Origin of the sequence: Streptomyces sp. NPDC001231 (genome assembly GCF_042896885.1) — a bacterium.
GTDB lineage: Bacteria > Actinomycetota > Actinomycetes > Streptomycetales > Streptomycetaceae > Streptomyces.
In genome coordinates this window covers 207,888-225,660 of sequence record NZ_JBIAXS010000007.1, presented here as the reverse complement: position 1 = coordinate 225,660, position 17,773 = coordinate 207,888, and the positions used below count along the sequence as shown (strand labels likewise).

Genomic DNA, 17,773 nt, shown 5'->3' with positions numbered 1-17,773 from the left:
GCCTCCCCGGGCCGCGCTACGCGAAGACCACCGTCCGGCGCCCGTTCAGCAGGATCCGGCGCTCCGCGTGCCACTTGACCGCGCGCGCCAGCGCCTGGCACTCCACGTCCCGGCCGATCGCGACCAGCTGGTCCGGGGTGACGTCGTGGCCCACCCGCTCGACCTCCTGCTCGATGATCGGGCCCTCGTCGAGGTCGGCGGTCACATAGTGCGCCGTCGCGCCGATCAGCTTCACGCCCCGGGCGTGCGCCTGGTGGTACGGCTTGGCGCCCTTGAAGCTCGGCAGGAAGGAGTGGTGGATGTTGATGATCCGGCCGCTGAGCTGCTTGCACAGGTCGTCGGAGAGGACCTGCATGTAACGGGCGAGGACGACCAGTTCGACCTTCTCCTCGCGCACGATCTCGACCAGCCGCTTCTCGGCCTCGGACTTGGTTTCCCTGGTCACCGGGATGTGGTGGAAGGGGATGTCGTACGACCCCACCAGCTCGGCGAAGTCGGTGTGATTGGACACCACCGCCGCGATCTCCACCGGCAGCGCGCCGATCCGGGCGCGGAAGAGCAGGTCGTTCAGGCAGTGCCCGAACCTGCTGACCATCAGCACGACGCGCATCTTCTCGTCGGCCCGGTGGATCTGCCAGTCCATCCCGAAGGAGTCGCCGATCGCCGCGAAGCTGGCGCGCAGCTTGTCCACCGTCACCGGCGCGTCGGCCGAGAAGTGGACCCGCATGAAGAACAGTCCCGTGTCGTGGTCGCCGAACTGCTGGCTGTCCTCGATGTTGCAACCCGTCATGAACAGGTAGCTGGACACCGCGTGCACGATGCCCTTCTTGTCCGGGCACGAGAGGATGAGGACGTACTGTTCGGCCTGCGCCGCGGCGGCGCGGGAGGACTGCTCGCTCATGCGGGACAGGGTCTCACGTCCGGGCCCGTGCGGGGTCCGTCGTCCGCTAAACGGACCGCGTCATGATCCGCAGCACCTCCAGGCTGCGGATCGGCGTGTCCGGGTCCTCGCCGTCGCTCGCCGCGAGGCGCACATGCGCGTCACGGGCCGCCCGCACCGCCTCCGGCCAGGCGTGATGGTCGAGGTAGGCGGACACCGGCGCGTCCGGGCCGACCTGGTGCATGATGCGCAGCACCCGCAGGACCGCGGTGTCGACGAGCGCCGCCTCCTGGGAGTCCCGGAAGATCGTGCCGACGTACTTCTCGGCGGACCAGTTGTCCAGCCAGGTGTCCTCGACCAGGCGGTAGACGGCGTCGGTCACGTCGCCGTACCCTTCGACGCCTGCCAGCCAGACGTCCCGCTGGAACACCGGGTCGGAGAGCATGTGCAGCGCGGAACGCACATTGCTGCGCCAGCGCCACCACGGCATGTCGTTGAGTGGCATGCCGCCCATGGTGGAGGAGCGACGGCCGCGACGGGAAGAGTTCTCCGAACCTTGCACGGTCATCGATCGTACGTTCCCCGCCCCAGGGGCCCCACCTGCCCCCGTAATTCACCCATACGTCACCACTCATTGACCGAGAGTCATCAACGGGTTGGTGATGTGACGGAATCGTGCGTGAGCATGACCGGCAGGCGAAGTTCCCGTGGCACATTCCTCCCCACTCTCACCCGGTCCGTGAGAAGAACCCTGCTGCCGGCATGGGCTGTGCTGGCGTGTGCCTCGCTCGCCGCCGGCTGCGGCATCGTCCCCGGTGCCACGGGGGGCTCCGGGGACGGTTCCGTCACCGTGATGACGTGGGCGCCGGAGAACACCCGGGCGACCAACAAGCCCGGCATGCCCGCCATGGCCCGCGCCTACGCCCGCTGGGTGAACTCCCACGGCGGTATCGCCGGCCGCAAGCTCAACGTCCTGACCTGCAACGAAGGCAACGACAGCGTGGCCGCGGCGAAGTGCGCCCGGCGCGCCGTCAAGGAGAACGCGGTCGCCGTCGTGGGCTCGTACAGCCAGTACAGCGACTCCTTCTTCCCGCCCCTGGAGAGCGCCGGCATCCCGTTCATCGGCGGCTACGGCGTCACCACCACCGAGTTCACCCGCGCCCTGTCCTACCCCGTCAACGGCGGCCAGCCCGCCCTGCTGGCCGGTCTGGGCAAGGAGCTCGCCGCGCGCTGCGGCCCGGTCACGCTGGTACGGCCCGACACCATCGCGGGCGACGAGCTGCCCGGACTGCTCAACGCGGGACTGCGGGCCGGCGGCCACGAACCGGCCCACGACCAGCGGGCCGTTGAGGACGCCACCGAGTACTCGGGCCAGGCCGATCTGGCGCTGCGGCAGGCGAGCGCCGACCCGGCGCGGACGGGCTGCGTGATCCCCGCCCTCGGGGAGCGCACGAACATCTTCATGGACTCCTTCCGCCGCGCGCGCGACACCTATCCGCAGGTGCGCACCGCCGCCGTGCTCGGCAGCGTCGACCAGACCGTGATCGACGCCGGGGGCGGGCGGTCCGGCCCGTACGAGGGGGCGTACCTCACCGGCTGGTACCCGGTGGCGGGCGACTCGCGCTGGGACGGGATGAAGAAGGTGATCAACGAGACGGCCTTCGGCGACAACCGCGTCGAGCCCGAGGACGCCGGAGTGCAGACCACGTGGATCGCCTACACGGTGCTCCGGGCCGTCCTCGAGCAGATCGGCGACGGGGAGGTGAGCGCCTCCTCCGTGCGGCGCGCCCTCGACGGCGGGCTGGAGGTCCGCACCGGCGGGCTGACCCCGCCGCTGCGGTGGCGCAACTCCGACCTGCTCGCCGCCACCGGCCTCGCCCGCCTCACCAACGCCGACGTGTCCCTTCAGACGGTGCGGCAGGGTCGGCTGGTGCCGGCCACGAAGGGCTTCGTCAACGTGGCGAAGACGCTCGAGGACGCCGGCTGAGCCGCACCGCGCCGGCCGGCTCGCCGGCTCCTACAGCTGGGTCGGCTGGCGCTGGGTGAGGCCGTACGTCTTCGCGATCGTGTTCCACAGCTGAGCGGCCTTGGCCTTCTCCGAGGAGGCGACGCCGCTCTCGCGGTTGCCGGCCCTGGTCTCACTCGTCTCCCGGGCGTGGCCCTTCTTGCACACCTTCTTGCCGTGGGCCTGGTCGGCCCAGGCCGCGTAGTGCAGGTCAGCCGACTCCGAGGCCTTCCATGCCTTGTTGAGGGCCGCCGTCAGCTCGGCGTGGGCGGGGAGCTTGTCGACGGACAGCTGTCCCAGGCGGGTGACCAGGCCCTTGCGCTGCTCGGCCGCGTTGCGCAGGTCGGAGGCCGCCTGGTCGAGGTTGGCGCAGTTCCTGACGTCGGCCACCGCCTTGATCACGGCGGCGCGGCTGCTGCCGCTGTCGGCCAGCAGCTTGTCCAGCTCGACCGCCTGCGCCTGGGCCGGGTCGGCGGCGGGCGAGGGAGAGGCATCCTCGGTGGCGGGCGCGGTGGCCGCGACGGTGGTGTTCTTGTCGCCGCTGTCGCCGTCCCCGTCGCCGCCGCTGAGCAGTGCCCCGGCACCGATGCCGAGGACGGCGATCCCGACGCCCACGGCCGCGATCACCGGCACGCGCGAGCCGGTGCGGCGGCCTCCACGGCCGCCGTCGCCGTCGTACCCGCCGGGCGGGGCGGACGCGGGCCGGGCGTGGGGCTGGTCGGGCGGGCCCTGCTGGATCAGGGGCAGCTGCTGGGTCGCCGGGGCCGCGCCGCCGGCGTCGCTGCGGAAGAGGTTGTCGAACTCGGCGGGCGTCTGCCGCCCGCCCCCCTGGGCGTCCACGGGCGCGATGAACTGCGTCGCCTCGGCGTCGGGGTGGTGACCGGGCGCGGCGCCCTGGGGTATCTGGCCCGGGTACGGGGCCGGCCCGCCGCCGGACGCCTCCGGCGGCAGGGCACCCGGCCCCACCGGCGGGATGTACTGCGTCGCCCCCTCGTCCACCGCCGCGGCTGTCACGGGCGGCAGGAACTGGGTGGCCCCTTCGTCCGCGGATCCACCGGGGACCGGCGGGATGTACTGCGTCGCTCCCTCGTCGGCGCCCGGCATCCCGTGCATCGCGCCCTGCGGTACGGAGTGGCCGGAGGCGCCGTACGGGTCGGCGCCGGCGGGCGGCAGCCCGTGCCCGGGAGCGCCCTGCGGTACGGAGTGGCCGGAGGCGCCGTACGGGTCGGCGCCGGCGGGCGGCAGCCCGTGCCCGGGAGCGCCCTGCGGTACGGAGTGGCCGGAGACGCCGTACGGGTCGGCACCGGCGGGCGGCAGCCCGTGCCCGGGGTGCGCGGGGGCGCCGTAGGGGTCGGTGCCGGGCTGCTGGTACGACGGGGCGCCGTGGGACGGGGCGTTCTCCGGGGGCAGGGGGCCCGCGCCCGGGTGCTGGGGGGCCTGGCCCTGCGCATCCCACTGGCCCTGCTGCTGGTACGGCTCCGGAGAGCCCCAGCCCTGCTGCCAGCCCTGGTCCTGCTGCGGGGGCTGCTGCTGGTCGGGACCCCACGGCTGGCCCCAGGCCTGACCACCGGCCGGGGCCGCCGCCGGGGCCTGACCGCCCGGCCGCGCTCCGGTCGGATGGCCGCCCGAACCGCCGGTCATGCCCGGCAGCAAGGGCTCACCGCCGTCGGAGGGCAGCACGATGCCTTCGTGCGCGGGTCGCGCCGAGGGCTCCTCGCCCTGTCCACTCTGCGTCACCGGGACTCCTACGAATGGGGGACCTTCGGAATCGTCGGCTCACGCTACCGGGTCCCCCGAGCCCCGTGCCACGCAGCAGGGGACGAGACCTCCTTCCCTGTGACGGCAGTAACAAAACCCGCCTGCGGCACGCTGTTCATGTCCCAGGTCTCACGAGGAACGCGAGAAGGGAGAACACGAGCGCACGGTCACGCCGCCACCCGCGTCTCCAGCCGTGCCCCGAACTCCCGTACCACCGGCTCGTCCCGGAACGGCTCCAGGCGCTGCTGGAAGTCCTCCAGGTACTCCGCGCCCCGGTTGGACCGCAGCGACCGCAGCAGCTCCACCGCCTTCAGGCCGGTGCTGCAAGCCTGTTCGACCTCCCGCTGCTGCACCTGCGCTGTGGCGAGCAGCACATAGCCGATGGCCCGCCGCCGCGCCCGCGACGCGGGATGCCCGGACAGCGACTCCTCCGCCGCCCGCGCCGCCGCCTCCGCCTGCCCCAGGTCCCGGTGGCAGTGCGCCAACTCGTCGGCGAGATAAGCCTCGTCGAAGTGCGCGATCCACGCCGGGTCGTCCCCGGAGTGCGGCTGGGCGGCCTCCAGCGCGCTCACCGCCCGCCCGGCGGACAGCTGGGCCGCCCGCGCGTCGCCCATGAGGGCGTGTCCGCGCGCCTCGGCCGCGTGGAACATCGCCTCCGCGCGCGGCGTCACACGACCGCGCGCGCCCTCCTGCGCCGCACGCGCCAACTGCGCGATCTCCCGCGGGTTGCCGAGCTGCGCGGCGAGATGACTCATGGAGGCGGCCAGCACATAGCCGCCGTAGCCGCGGTCCCCGGCCGCCTGGGCGAGCCGCAGCGCCTGGATGTAGTACCGCTGGGCCAGGCCCGGTTGGCCGGTGTCGACGGCCATGTACCCGGCCAGCTCGGTGAGTCGGGCGACCTCGGCGAACAGATCGCGGCCCACCGCCTCCCGGTAGGAGCCGGCGAGCAGCCCGGAGACGACGCTGTTGAGGTAGTGCACGACCACCGGGCGCACATGCCCGCTGCCGTGACTGTGGTCCAGGTCGACCAGCGCCTGCGTCATGGCCCGTACGGCGGCCACGTCGGACTGGCCCACCCGCGACCCCGCCGCCCGCGCCACCTGCGGGTCCGGCGCGGAGATCAGCCAGTCGCGGCTCGGCTCGACCAGCGCGGAGGCGGCGACGGCGGAGCCGGACAGGAAGTCCCGGCGGCCCACGTCGCTGCGCCACAGCTCGCAGACCTGCTCGATGGCTCCCAGCACCGTCGGCGAGAACTGGAGACCCACGCCCGAGGCGAGGTTCTTGCCGTTGGCCATGCCGATCTCGTCGATCGTGACCGTACGGCCGAGCTTGCGGCCGAGCGCCTCGGCGATGATCGCCGGGGCCCGGCCGCGCGGTTGCTGTCCGCGCAGCCAGCGTGCCACCGACGTCTTGTCGTAGCGCAGATCGAGACCGTGCTCGGCGCCGCACATGTTGACCCTGCGGGCCAGCCCGGCGTTCGAGCAGCCCGCTTCCTGGATGAGCGCCTGCAGCCGTTCGTTCGGCTGCCGCGCGACGAGAGGCCTGGCGGCCATGGCGTTAACCCCCTGAAGCTGCGGTGCCTGCCCGCGCACCGAGTTGACGGCTCTTGCGCGGCCGGACGCGATCCGCGCCCCGGCGGAAAACTCCGGCCGTGAAGATCGATGCCCCGTGGACATACCGAAAATGCGGGACATGTGAGGATTGCCGGGGTGAAGGCGAATGCCGCCCCCCCTCCGAACTACCCAGCGGCCGCCGGAGATCCTCCTGCGCGCCCCCACCCGTGCACCCATGCGCCCCGGGCACCGAGAGGGTGCTCCTCTCCGGCGCGTCCGACCACGAGACCCGCCCGTAACTCCAGGTGGGCGCGGCAGTTGAGTGGGGCGTGGAAGAGACGATCGCGGGCGCGGAAGCCGCACAGAGCGCCGGTCGGGTGGCCGGTCACGTTCCCCAGCAGCGCGGGGAGTCGCTGCTGGAGACAGCCGTTCGCTACACCGAGGAACGCCACTGGGACGTGTTCCCCGGCACCTGGCTGGTAGCGGTCGGCGGGGTGCAGGGCTGCTCCTGCGGGGACCCCCGGTGCACCGCGCCCGGCGCGCACCCGGCGCGCGAGGGCTGGGCGTCCCTGGCCACCGGCAGCGCGAGCACGGCGCGCCGGATGTGGGAGCAGCAGCCGACGGCGTCGGTCCTGCTGCCCACGGGCCGTACGTTCGACGCGGTCTCCGTGCCGGAGACGGCCGGGTTCCTCGCGCTGGCCCGGCTGGAGCGGATGCGGTCGGCACTGGGGCCGGTGATCCTGACCCCCGAGCGGCGGATGCAGTTCTTCGTGCTGCCGGGCACGTCCGTGAAACTGCCGCACCTCGTACGGAAGCTGGGCTGGTCGCCGGCCTCGCTCGACCTGACCGCCCTCGGAGAGGGCGCGTACGTGGTGGCGCCGCCCACGCGGTACGGCTCGCGGGCGGTGCAGTGGGCCTGCCGGCCGACGACGGCCAATCGCTGGCTGCCGGACGTCGAGGAACTGGTCCCGCCGCTGGCGTACGCGTGCGGCAGGGACCGGTAGCCGTTCCGGTACGCGCTCCCCGGCACCCGCCGGTCCCGTGCGGCGGCCCGCCCCGGCCCGGCGGAGCCGCAGATCAGCGCGGTCCCGCACCCCTCGGGCAGGGTGTCCCCCCGTAGGGTTCGTGCTGACGGAGGGAGCAGTCGTGATGGGTACAAGCGCCGTACGCGTGCAGGGGCTCTGGAAGCGGTTCGGGCAGCAGGTCGCCGTCGCCGGGATGGATCTCGAACTGCCCGCCGGGAAGTTCATCGGGCTGGTCGGGCCCAACGGGGCCGGGAAGACCACCACGCTCTCCATGATGACCGGGCTGCTCCGACCCGACCAGGGCACCGTCGAGGTCGTCGGGCACGACGTGTGGCGGGACCCGGTGGCGGTGAAGGCGCGGATCGGCGTGCTGCCCGAGGGGCTGCGGCTCTTCGAGCGGCTGTCGGGCCGCGAACTGCTGTCGTACTCCGGGCGGTTGCGCGGGCTGCCGGGGGACGAGGTGGACCGGCGGGCCACGCAGCTGCTGGACGTGCTGGACCTGGCCGGCGCCCAGCACAAGCTCGTCGTCGACTACTCGACCGGCATGCGCAAGAAGACAGGACTCGCCGCCGCTCTTCTCCACAACCCGGAAGTCCTCTTCCTCGACGAGCCGTTCGAGGGCGTCGACCCGGTGTCCGCGCAGACCATCCGCGGCGTCCTGGAGCGGTACACCGGCTCCGGCGCCACCGTCGTGTTCTCCTCGCACGTCATGGAACTGGTCGAGTCCCTGTGCGACTGGGTGGCCGTGATGGCCGCCGGCCGCATCCGCGCCCAGGGCACCCTCGCCGAGGTGCGCGGCGACGCTCCCACCCTTCAGCAGGCCTTCCTCGAACTCGTCGGCGCGCGGAGCCGGGACGCCGGTTCCGACCTGGACTGGCTGGGCGGCGGTCTCCGGTGAGCCCCGGCACCCGGGCCCCCTCGATCACGCCCGTCGTCGTACGCCTGAAGCTGTCGCTGCTGCGCAACGGGCTCAGGCAGTCCGCCGGGCGGCGTGCCGCGTTCATCGCCTCGGCCGTCGTCGCGCTGCTGTTCGCCGCGTTGCAGACGACCGGCCTGATCGCGCTGCGCGGCCACGCCCACATCGCCTCCGTGGCCGTCCTGGGCGTGGCCGTGCTGGCGCTGGGCTGGGCCGTGATGCCGCTGTTCTTCCCGAGCGGCGACGAGACCCTCGACCCGACCCGCCTGGTGATGCTGCCGCTGCGGCCGCGGCCGCTGGTCGGCGCGCTGCTGGCGGCGTCCCTGGTCGGCATCGGGCCCCTGTTCACGGTGCTGCTGCTGGTGGGCTGTGTGATCTCGGTGGCGCGCGGGGCGGCCGCGTCCGCCGTCGCGGTCCTCGCCCTCGTCCTCACGCTGCTGGTGTGCGTGGCCCTCGCGCGGGCCGTGGCGACCGCCAACGTCCGGCTGCTGACCAGCCGCAAGGGACGGGACCTCGCGGTGCTCAGCGGACTGGTCATCGCGATCGGGGCGCAGGTCGTCAACTTCGGCATGCAGCGCCTGGGCTCGGCGGGCCTGGGCCGGCTCGACCCGGTGGCGGACGTGCTGCGGTGGCTGCCGCCCGCCTCGGCGGTGGGCGCGGTGGACTCGGCGAGCAGGGGCTCCTACGGCGTCGCGGTGGCCCAGCTCGCGCTGACCGCGGCCGCGCTGGCCGCCCTGCTGGCGGTGTGGGCGCGCAGCCTGACCGGGCTGATGACCTCGCCCGACTCCTCGACCCTCCAGGCCGTCGACGCTCCCACGCGCGGTCGGGCCCGGGAGGGCGGCGGCCTGGCGCGATGGCTGCCGGCCGGCCGCACCGGCACCGTCATGGAGCGCAGCCTGCGCTACGTCTGGCGCGATCCGAAGACCAAGGCGGCCTGGGTGACCTCGCTGGCCATCGGGCTGATCGTGCCGGTGTTCAACGCGGTCCAGGGCACCGGCTCGCCGTACTTCGCCTGCTTCGCCGCGGGCATGCTCGGCATCCAGATGTACAACCAGTTCGGCCAGGACACCTCCGCGTTCTGGCTGGTCGCGCTGACGATCTCGGCCCCGCGGGACGCCTACGTCGAGCTGCGCGCGCGGGCACTGGCCCTGCTGCTGATCACCCTGCCGTACGCCACCCTGGTCACGGTGCTGACGACGGGCCTGCTCGGCGAGTGGCGCCGGCTGCCCGAGGTGCTCGGCCTGTCCTTCGCCCTGCTCGGCGCGATGCTGGCGACCGGGGCGTGGACGTCGGCCCGCTTCCCGTACTCCATCCCGCAGGAGGGCCACAAGAACGTGGCCCCCGGTCAGGCCGGTCTCGCCTTCGTCTCCATCTTCGGCGGCATGGTCGCGGCGGCCCTGCTGTGCGCGCCGTTCATCGTCCTCGTCATCTGGTCGAACGTCAGCGCCACCGGCGACAGCTGGAGCTGGTTGCTGCTGCCGGTGGGCGCGGCATACGGGGCGGCGATCACCCTGCTGGGCCTGCGTCTGGCGGCTCCGCGCACGGCGGCCCGGCTGCCGGAGATCCTCACGGCGGTCAGCAAGGGCTGAGGCGCGGGCCGCTCAACGCAGGCGCGCGGTCACCACGTGGACGGTGAAGCCGCACGGAACCCGCCCGTCCGGCCCGACGAGCCCGGCCGCCTCCCGCACGAAGCTCTCCCGCAGCCGGGAGACGGCGGCCGGGTCGAGCGGTCCGACGTCGTAGATGCCGGAAAGAGCCACCCAGACCCGGTCCACCGGTCCGCTCAGGTCGATCGGGACGGTCTCCCGGTCCGGAGCTTCGAATCCGGCCGGCTCCAGGATCGCGCCGAGCCCCTCGCGGCTGCGGGTCCTGCGGTCCCCCAGCGGCGGAATGCGCTGCTCGGCGGGCGCCCGCTGGACGGCGGCCTTCAGCAGGCCGCTGAACAGCTCGTACGCCTCCCCGCCGAGAGGACCGCCGCCGACCACGCAGGCCAGGACGCCGCCGGGCGACAGCACCCGGGCCGTCTCCGCCGCGACCCGGTCGACGTCGCCCATCAGCATCAGCGCCATGTGGCAGACGCAGGAGTCGAAGGCCCCGTCGGCGAAGGGCAGCCCCTGCGCCCTGGCCTGGGCCAGCGCGGTGGCACGCAGGGACGGGCGGCGCCGGGCCAGGGCCAGCGCCTCGGGCGAGAGGTCCACGCCGGCGAGCCGCCGCCCCTCGGTGCGGGCCAGCAGGTCCAGCAGTACGCCGTCGCCGCAGCCGAGGTCCAGAACCCGCCGGGCTCCGGCCACGCGGTCGCTCAGGATCTCGTAGCTGGAGCGCCCGTCGGGCGCCCGCCCGGCGAGGAAGGCGTCCGCGGTGACCGCCGGGCGCTCGGCGTGGAAGGCCTTCAGGAAGGCCTCCTGGACGGCCGTCGGCACGGCGGGGGACGTGGGGGCGGCGCTCATCCGGTGAGCACCGCGTCCAGGAACGGCTCGATGGCCATGCGCCAGGCCTCCGGCTGGTCGTAGTGGACGAGGTGACCGGCGTCGGCCACCTCCGCGTACTCTCCGCGCGGCAGGACGCGGACCATCTCCTGGGCCTCGGCCCGGCCGAGTTCGCCGTCCAGGCCGCGGACCACGAGGGCCGGGCAGCGGACCTGGGCCAGCTCCTCCCAGTGGGCGTCGTACACCCAGGCCTCGCGGGAGGTCAGCATCTGCTGCGGTTCGAAGACGGGACGCCAGCCGTCCGCGCTCTCGTGCATGACCTCGGCGTAGAACTCGCCGCGTGCCGGGTTCGGGCGCTCCACCCAGGGATCGTCCTCGCCGAACCACTTCCGTACGTCCGCGAGGGCGGCGAACGGCACCGGCCAGGCCCGGAACCAGTCCTCCCACTCCCGCTGGGAGGCGGCGCCGAGCGCGGAGGCCCGCATGTCGCAGATGATCACGGCGCGCACCAGGTCGGGGCGGCGGGCGGCGAGCTGCCAGGCGGTCAGCGCGCCCATCGCGTGCCCGATGACGACGGCCGGGCCGAGCCCGAGCTGTTCGAGGGCGGCCTCGGCGTCCTCCACGTAGGCCTCACGGCTGTAGGCGGCCTGCGGCAGCTTCTCGCTCTGGCCGTGCCCGCGCTGGTCGAGGGCGACGGCGCGGTGCCGCCCGGAGAGCCAGCGGGCGGTGGCGGCCCAGTGCGAGGCACGGCCCATGAGGCCGTGCAGTAACAGCACCCCGTCGGTCCGGTCGGGTCCGGTGCCGGACCGCCCCGCTGCCCGCTCCCTCACCTGCCCCGGCACGGCCTTCGGGGGCTCGGCGAACTCCCAGGCCGCGAGCCGTACACCGCCCGACCCGGTCACGTCGATGCGCCGCACCATTGGTCCTGGCACCCCCCTGGAACCGTGTTCAGCTTCCGTATGCCGTCGTGCACATTCCTGTAGCGCGGGCCCGGGGCCCATATGCGCAGACACTCAGGCTATCGAATACTTATTCGAAAATTGTGGCTCCGCCACCAACACCCCTCGTTCGAGTGACACCTGGCCAGGATTGATCGCCGCCCCCCTGGGGAGATCTTCAACGGGAGGCGGACCACTCGGGGAAAAGGGGTCCGAGGGGGACGACCCTGAGAGCTCGGGGCTCCGGGTCGTTGAAGGGGAGGACAGGCCCCGGCGCCGCAAGGCGCCGGGGCTCTCCCCACATCTCCGCCACATTCTCCCCCACCCCTTCAAGCCCTATGCCTCTCGCGACAGCCTCGCACGCCCGGCGCCCGCGCGCTGCGCTTCGACGCGCTGAACCACGGACGGGGGAAGGGCGGCCCGGACCGGCGACCCGCTCAGCGCTTGGCGACGAAGACGTGGGAGGCGACCTCCGCGTCCAGCTCCGCCGCCTCGCCGCTGCTGCCGACCAGCACACCGCCCGCCGACTCCGTCACGCTGACCACCGAGCCGGGCTGGACACCCGCGCGGCGCAGCGTGTACATCAGCTGCGCGTCCGTCTGGATCGGCTCGCCGATCCGGCGGACGACCACCGTCTTGCCGTCGGCCCCCGGGTCCAGGTCGGCCAGCGACACCATCCCCTCGTCCAGGAACGGGTCGGCGCCGTCCTTCTCGCCCAGCTCCTCCAGACCCGGGATCGGGTTGCCGTACGGCGACTCGGTCGGGTGCCGCAGCAGCTCCAGCACCCTGCGCTCGACGGCCTCGCTCATCACGTGCTCCCAGCGGCAGGCCTCGGCGTGCACCTGCTCCCACTCCAGGCCGATCACGTCGACCAGCAGGCACTCGGCGAGCCGGTGCTTGCGCATCACGCGCGTGGCCAGCCGGCGCCCCTCGCCCGTGAGCTCCAGATGCCGGTCGGGGGCGACCGAGACCAGTCCGTCGCGCTCCATCCGCGCGACCGTCTGGCTCACCGTCGGCCCGCTCTGGTCCAGGCGCTCCGCGATCCGGGCGCGCATGGGGACGACGCCTTCCTCCTCCAGCTCGAGGATGGTGCGGAGATACATCTCCGTGGTGTCGATCAGTCCGGACATACGTGCCCCTCGATTACCTCGGCCGGAGGCCCGGCGGCTCCCCGGCGCGTGCGCTGGCCCTGGAGTCAATTCTGACGCATCCCACTGACAACCGGGCGGCCCGCGCGAAACGCGAACGACCCGCGAGCTGGGTCCCTCCGCCTCGGCGGAGGAGCCGGCCGGACGTACCGGCAGCTCGCGGGTCGGGTGACTGCTTGGGTTTGGGCCGGCCGCACGTCTCTGTCACGCGCTGGTCCGGCACCGCACAGGGTGGGGTGACGGGCCGCTAGCCCGCAGCCACCTCACGCGTCCGGGTCTCACTCATCTACCGGATCACCTCCCTTCGTGTGTGCACAACACCCTAGGAAGCGGACCGGCGATACTCAACAGGTTTTTTTGCGGGACGCGTGTGCCGTCGCGGCGGGGCCGCCCCCGTGCGGTCAGGCGTGGCCGTCCCTCGCCAGGAGCGCCAGGTCCAGGCTCGCGGCGATGCGTGCGGCCACGTCCTCGGCGTAGGCCGCGTCGGCGCGCTCGAAGGGGGTGCGGCCGGAGCCGCGCAGGAAGGTCACGACGCCGAGGGTGCGGCCGCGGCTGCGCAGCACCGCGCACAGGGCGTGCACGGCGTCGCCCGGCCACTGCCGGGTCTCGGCCCACTCGCGCGCCCGGTCGGCGGGTACGGCCCCGGCGGAGGCCCGTACGGAGCCGATGCGGTCGACGCACTGGAGGGCGGGGTGTCCCGTTCCGTAGCGGACCGGCAGCCCGGCCTGCCCGGTGAGCAGGCTGGGCCCGGGGCCGCCGGAGGGGGTGGCCGCGACGCGGACCAGCCGGACCGGGGCCGCCGTCTCGTGGTCGGCCGGGGCGGTGCCCCCCGCCACACGGTCGATCAGAGCGTGGTCGGCGAAGCCGGCGAGGGCGAAGTCGAGGTGGACGGTGGCGGCCTCGGCCGGGTCCTCGCACTCGGCGGCGGCGTGGGCGGCCCGGTGCAGCTGGTTGGTGCGGAACCGCAGCAGCGCGGCCTCCTGCTCGCCGTGCTTGGCCTCGGTGACGTCGGCGAAGAGCCAGGCGACGCCGAGCGGTACCGGTTCCTCGGCGAGCGGGGAGGCGAGCCGGACGAATCCGCTGCGCCAGCAGCGCCGCCGGTCGCCCTCCGGGGTGCGTACGCCCACCCAGAACTCGGCGGGGGCGGGCGGGGCGCCCTCGGCCAGGACGTGGGTGAGCGCGCTCTCCAGTTCTTCCAGGCCCTGCGTGAGCAGTTCGCCGAGCGGGCGGCCCAGCGCGACGGTGCGGCCGGTGCCGAGGGCCTGGGCGGCGTAGGCGTTGACGACGGCGGGCCGCAGGTCGGCGTCGACGAGGACGACCCCCCAGAAGGCGTCCTCGAACAGGGCCTCGCTGAGCGCGATGGAGCGCTCCAGGTCGATCTGCGCGTGCACCTCGCTGAAGGCGCAGTACAGGCCGGCGGGCTTGCCGTCGGGTCCGTGCACGACCGCGGACTGGGTCCGCACCAGGACGCGGCCGCCGTCCTTGGTGAGCAGCGCGAACTCGTGCACCTGGCGTCCGGGGGCGTGCATGGCGGACATCAGCCGTCCCTCGACCTCCTCGGCGTCCGCGCTGCGCACGGCCCAGCCGGCGAAGCCGTGCCGTCCGACGGCCTCGGCGGCGGTCCAGCCCAGGATGCGCTCGGCCTCGCGGTTCCAGTGGGTGAGGACGCCGTCGGCGTCGAAGGCGCACAGAGCCGCGTCCATGCCGTCGAGGAGGGCGGCCAGCAGGTCGGAGCCGTCGTGGGTGTCGGAGCCCCGCGGACCGTCCCTCTCCGGCTCGGGCTCGTCCGGCCCCAGCTCGTCGGTGGTCCCACTACGCCGGGAAGCACTCACCTGGACCCCCTGCAGGCTGCGTCCGCACATACGGCGCGTCGTTTCGCTCACTGCCCATCATTCAACTGGAACGTGACCCAGCACACACCGGGTTCCCAGAACATTGAAGGAATTGCCGTCCGGGGAAATTCCCGTGTGCCGGGACCGACGCCGTGGACGCGCGCGTGCGGTCCGGGTGGGTCGGGCCGAGCCGATCGGTACGCGCGCGCGGTCCGGGTCAGTGCCGGTAGAAGATCCGGTCGGCGTACCGGTCGAAGATCCGGCCGTTCCACTCGTGGCCGCCGTCGACGTTGCCGGAGCGCAGCAGCGGGGGTTCGATGCCGCGGTCGGCGAGGACGCCGGCGGTGGTGGCCATGACCGCCTGGAGGAGGGCGGAGGTGACGACGGTGGACGCGGGGGCGAAGGGGGCCGCGACGGTGTCGAGGGTGAGTTCGGCGTCACCGACCGCGATCTTGGAGTCGAGGACGATGTCGCAGTGGTCCTTCAGGAACGTCCCCGAGGCGTGCCGGGAGGTGGTCCCGGTCGCGTAGGCCACCGAGGTCACGCCGATGACCCGCACGCCGAGGGCGCGGGCGTGCGCGGCCATCTCCACGGGCAGGGCGTTGCGCCCGGACAGCGAGACGACGATCAGGGCGTCGCCGGAGCGGAGGGGGGAGGTGTCCAGGACCGCGGAGGCGAGGCCGTCGACGCGTTCCAGCGCGGAGCCGAGGGTGGCGGGCACGACGTCGACGCCGACGGCGCCGGGAACGGCGAGCAGGTTCATCAGGGCCAGGCCGCCGGCACGGTAGACGAGGTCCTGGGCGGCGAGGGAGGAGTGGCCGGCGCCGAAGGCGAACAGGCGGCCGCCGGCGGCCACGGTGTCGGCGAGGAGCGTCCCGGCGGCCGCGATCCGCTCGGCCTCCTCGTCCCGGACCCGCTGGAGCAGGCCGATGGCGGCGTCGAGGAACTGGCCGGCCGGCGTGCGGTCGCTCATGCGAGGTCCGTCCCTTCGGGGCGACTGTGTGTCGCGGATCACGGTGAGGTCTGGACCAGAGCCGTGTCAATACGGCACCCGCGACCGGGGTGCGTCAGGGGCTCAGCCGCTCCACGCGCCAGCCGCCGTCCGGCTCGGCGACGTACCGCAGGCGGTCGTGCAGGCGGTTCTCGCGGCCCTGCCAGAACTCCACCGACCGCGGGGCGACCCGGAAGCCGCCCCAGTGCGGCGGCACGGGCACCTGCTCGCCCTCGGGGTAGCGGGCGGCCAGGTCGGCGTAGGAGGCGTCGAGTTCCGCGCGGCCGGCGATCACCGTGGACTGGGCACTTGCCCAGGCGCCGAGCTGGGAGCCGTGCGGGCGGGTGCGGAAGTAGGCGGCGGTCTCGTCGCGGCCGGTGCGGCGGGCCACGCCCTGGACGATGACCTGGCGGGCCATGGGGTGCCAGGGGAAGAGCAGGGAGACGTACGGGTTCCCGGCGAGGTCGCGGCCCTTGCGGGAGCCGTAGTTGGTGTAGAAGACGAAGCCCTGCTCGTCGAAGGACTTCAGCAGCACCGTGCGGGAGCTGGGCCGGCCGTCGGTGTCCGCGGTGGAGACGATCATGGCGTTGGGCTCGAACAGCCGGGCCTCGGTCGCGGCCTGCTGGAACCAGTGGGCGAACTGGGCGACGGGGGTGGCGGCCAGGTCGGCCTCGGTCAGCCCCTCGGCCCGGTAGTGCATGCGCATGGAGGCGAGGTCGAAGGGGGCGGTTTCACCGGCTTCTCGGTCGGTCACGCGGTCATCTTGCCGTATCCACCGGGCGCCTTCGCGGGGTACCCTCGCCCTCCACCACGGCCCCGGGTGGCACTGAGTGCCGCTCCACTCCCCTTTTGTGGCACTCGGGGTTATGGTGCTGCTGTCGCTCCGATGGGGTGACAGCCGGCCGTACGGGGCATCACAGGGATGCCCACAGGGATGCCCGCCATGGACCGCGAGTCACGGGACGCGACCGTGGATCCGCCGGCGGACGGCCCGATTCCCGACGTCCCTCACCTGATCGCCGTCCCAGTCCCCCCTCGTCACAGCCGTCACAGCCGTCACAGCCGTCACACCTTCACAGTCGCCACACCGTCCCAGTAGCCCCAGTCGTCCCTGGCACACCCTCTGTCGCACAGACCACAAGGAGCCGCCTGATGTCCGACTTCGTACCCGGTCTCGAAGGAGTCGTCGCGTTCGAGACGGAGATCGCCGAACCGGACAAGGAGGGCGGCGCCCTTCGGTACCGGGGCGTCGACATCGAGGAACTCGTGGGTCAGGTCTCCTTCGGCAACGTCTGGGGGCTGCTGGTCGACGGCGCCTTCGATCCGGGCCTGCCGCCCGCCGAGCCGTTCCCGATCCCCGTGCACTCCGGGGACATCCGCGTGGACGTCCAGTCGGCGCTGGCGATGCTCGCCCCGGTGTGGGGCCTGAAACCACTGCTGGACATCGACGTGGAGCAGGCGCGCGACGATCTGGCGCGGGCCGCCGTCATGGCGCTGTCGTACGTCGCCCAGTCGGCGCGCGGGCAGGGCGTGCCGATGGTGCCGCAGCAGGAGATCGACAAGGCCCGCTCCATCACCGAGCGGTTCATGATCCGCTGGCGGGGCGAGCCGGATCCCAAGCACGTGGCGGCCGTCGACGCGTACTGGACGTCCGCCGCCGAGCACGGCATGAACGCCTCCACGTTCACCGCCCGCGTCATCGCCTCCACCGGCGCCGACGTGGCGGCCGCCCTGTCGGGCGCGGTGGGCGCCATGTCCGGCCCGCTGCACGGCGGCGCGCCCTCCCGGGTCCTGGGCATGATCGAGGAGATCGAGCGGACCGGGGACGCGCAGGGCTACGTCAAGAGCGCCCTGGACCGCGGTGAGCGGCTGATGGGGTTCGGCCACCGGGTGTACCGGGCCGAGGACCCACGCGCGCGCGTGCTGCGCCGTACCGCCCGGGAGCTCGGCGCCCCGCGGTACGAGGTCGCCGAGGCCCTGGAGAAGGCCGCACTGGAGGAGCTGCACAGCCGCCGCCCGGACCGGGTGCTGGCCACGAACGTCGAGTTCTGGGCGGCGATCATGCTGGACTTCGCCGAGGTGCCGGCGCACATGTTCACGTCGATGTTCACGTGCGCGCGTACCGCGGGCTGGTCCGCGCACATCCTGGAGCAGAAGCGCACCGGCCGGCTGGTGCGCCCCTCCGCCCGTTACGTCGGTCCCGGCCCGCGCAGCCCGCGGGAGATCCCGGGCTACGACGGCATCGCGCGCTGACCGAGCGCTTCACCGCACCCGGTCGGCGCATCCGGCGTCACAACCGGC

Annotated in this window: 15 protein-coding genes; 5 read left to right on the top strand and 10 right to left on the bottom strand. The window is 73.4% G+C overall.

What is annotated here, in order from left to right:
• Positions 1 to 16: 16 nt before the first annotated feature.
• The gene (purU, locus tag ACFY3J_RS11475) at positions 17 to 901 is read right to left on the bottom strand and encodes a formyltetrahydrofolate deformylase (RefSeq protein WP_384177770.1); all 885 of its coding nucleotides are present in this window, start codon (positions 899 to 901) and stop codon (positions 17 to 19) included.
• Between the two features lie 46 nt (positions 902 to 947).
• The gene (locus ACFY3J_RS11470; RefSeq protein ID WP_384177768.1) at positions 948 to 1,448 is read right to left on the bottom strand and encodes a hypothetical protein; all 501 of its coding nucleotides are present in this window, start codon (positions 1,446 to 1,448) and stop codon (positions 948 to 950) included.
• Positions 1,449 to 1,565: 117 nt separating this feature from the next.
• On the opposite strand from ACFY3J_RS11470, the gene ACFY3J_RS11465 reads away from it, so the two are divergent.
• Positions 1,566 to 2,867, top strand: a complete 1,302-nt coding sequence (locus tag ACFY3J_RS11465; RefSeq protein WP_384177766.1) for an ABC transporter substrate-binding protein — start codon at positions 1,566 to 1,568, stop codon at positions 2,865 to 2,867.
• Positions 2,868 to 2,897: 30 nt separating this feature from the next.
• Here ACFY3J_RS11465 and ACFY3J_RS11460 read toward each other — a convergent pair whose 3' ends face one another.
• Both ACFY3J_RS11460 and ACFY3J_RS11455 read right to left on the bottom strand, forming a co-directional pair.
• Positions 2,898 to 4,622, bottom strand: coding sequence for a hypothetical protein (locus ACFY3J_RS11460; RefSeq protein ID WP_390840774.1), 1,725 nt, complete (start codon positions 4,620 to 4,622; stop codon positions 2,898 to 2,900).
• Between the two features lie 188 nt (positions 4,623 to 4,810).
• The gene (locus ACFY3J_RS11455) at positions 4,811 to 6,196 is read right to left on the bottom strand and encodes a transcriptional regulator (RefSeq protein ID WP_384177762.1); all 1,386 of its coding nucleotides are present in this window, start codon (positions 6,194 to 6,196) and stop codon (positions 4,811 to 4,813) included.
• 329 nt (positions 6,197 to 6,525) lie between these two features.
• Between ACFY3J_RS11455 and ACFY3J_RS11450 the strand changes: the two genes are divergently transcribed.
• The 3 genes from ACFY3J_RS11450 (at position 6,526) to ACFY3J_RS11440 (ending at position 9,726) form a co-directional block, all read left to right on the top strand.
• Entirely contained in the window at positions 6,526 to 7,200 is a 675-nt protein-coding gene (locus ACFY3J_RS11450; protein WP_390840773.1) for a bifunctional DNA primase/polymerase, read from the top strand.
• A gap of 145 nt (positions 7,201 to 7,345) precedes the next feature.
• Positions 7,346 to 8,119, top strand: coding sequence for an ABC transporter ATP-binding protein (locus tag ACFY3J_RS11445; RefSeq protein ID WP_384177758.1), 774 nt, complete (start codon positions 7,346 to 7,348; stop codon positions 8,117 to 8,119).
• The gene (locus ACFY3J_RS11440; RefSeq protein WP_390840791.1) at positions 8,095 to 9,726 is read left to right on the top strand and encodes a transporter; all 1,632 of its coding nucleotides are present in this window, start codon (positions 8,095 to 8,097) and stop codon (positions 9,724 to 9,726) included. The genes ACFY3J_RS11445 and ACFY3J_RS11440 overlap by 25 nt, the downstream gene beginning before the upstream one ends.
• Positions 9,727 to 9,738: 12 nt before the next feature.
• On the opposite strand, the gene ACFY3J_RS11435 is transcribed toward ACFY3J_RS11440, so the two are convergent.
• The 6 genes from ACFY3J_RS11435 to pdxH all read right to left on the bottom strand — a co-directional run bounded on the left by ACFY3J_RS11435 (position 9,739) and on the right by pdxH (position 16,226).
• Positions 9,739 to 10,584, bottom strand: a complete 846-nt coding sequence (locus tag ACFY3J_RS11435) for a class I SAM-dependent methyltransferase (RefSeq protein ID WP_390840772.1) — start codon at positions 10,582 to 10,584, stop codon at positions 9,739 to 9,741.
• Positions 10,581 to 11,483, bottom strand: a complete 903-nt coding sequence (locus ACFY3J_RS11430; protein ID WP_384177752.1) for an alpha/beta fold hydrolase — start codon at positions 11,481 to 11,483, stop codon at positions 10,581 to 10,583. Before ACFY3J_RS11430 ends, ACFY3J_RS11435 begins: the two co-directional genes overlap by 4 nt.
• 455 nt (positions 11,484 to 11,938) lie before the next feature.
• On the bottom strand, positions 11,939 to 12,631 hold the full coding sequence (locus ACFY3J_RS11425) for a metal-dependent transcriptional regulator (RefSeq protein WP_365417278.1): 693 nt from the start codon (positions 12,629 to 12,631) through the stop codon (positions 11,939 to 11,941).
• Positions 12,632 to 13,050: 419 nt separating this feature from the next.
• Complete coding sequence (locus ACFY3J_RS11420; RefSeq protein ID WP_390840771.1) at positions 13,051 to 14,481, bottom strand: PAS domain-containing protein; 1,431 nt, start codon at positions 14,479 to 14,481, stop codon at positions 13,051 to 13,053.
• Between the two features lie 217 nt (positions 14,482 to 14,698).
• Positions 14,699 to 15,454 carry an SIS domain-containing protein gene (locus ACFY3J_RS11415; protein ID WP_384177748.1) on the bottom strand — a complete coding sequence of 252 codons (756 nt, stop codon included), beginning with the start codon at positions 15,452 to 15,454 and terminating at the stop codon, positions 14,699 to 14,701.
• 94 nt (positions 15,455 to 15,548) lie between these two features.
• Positions 15,549 to 16,226: a pyridoxamine 5'-phosphate oxidase gene (gene pdxH / locus ACFY3J_RS11410; protein ID WP_225074639.1), complete on the bottom strand. Its 678-nt coding sequence runs from the start codon at positions 16,224 to 16,226 to the stop codon at positions 15,549 to 15,551.
• A 398-nt stretch (positions 16,227 to 16,624) separates the two neighbouring features.
• Here pdxH and ACFY3J_RS11405 point away from each other — a divergent pair, with 398 nt between their 5' ends.
• Positions 16,625 to 17,725 carry a citrate synthase 2 gene (locus ACFY3J_RS11405; RefSeq protein WP_384177746.1) on the top strand — a complete coding sequence of 367 codons (1,101 nt, stop codon included), beginning with the start codon at positions 16,625 to 16,627 and terminating at the stop codon, positions 17,723 to 17,725.
• Positions 17,726 to 17,773 lie beyond the last annotated feature (48 nt).